The organism is Ferrovum myxofaciens, from assembly GCF_000735045.1.
Lineage (GTDB): Bacteria > Pseudomonadota > Gammaproteobacteria > Burkholderiales > Ferrovaceae > Ferrovum > Ferrovum myxofaciens.
The window spans coordinates 1-330 of record NZ_JPOQ01000164.1; the positions used below are offsets into that span (position 1 = coordinate 1).

A 330-nucleotide genomic window follows, 5' to 3' on the forward strand; every position below is an offset into this window, starting at 1 on the left:
TGAAGAACAACGCCCCGGAAAGCGGGTGGCCCTGATGAAGATGACGGTCACTCGTGCCTGGCAGGGGAGTCAGCGTGACTTCGTCTTGCATGTGCGCGTGATCGAGCGCACCATCGACAAGAGGGGGCAACACCTGTTGGTGCCGGAGATCGAGTTGGAAGGATGGTGGAGTAGTCTGGACTTGCCTACGGCGGAAGTCATCGAACTCTACAAGCACCATGGTACCCATGAGCAATTTCATTCTGAATTCAAAAGCGATCTGGACCTGGAGCGTTTGCCCTCGGGCAAATTCGACACCAACGATGCCATCGTGCATCTGGCTTCTTTTGC

The 330-nt window shown here is 55.5% G+C and carries 1 pseudogene; it reads left to right on the plus strand.

The annotated features are described in order from the left end of the window. Nucleotides 1-330, plus strand: a pseudogene (locus IV91_RS0112295) (IS1380 family transposase); the annotation flags it as partial.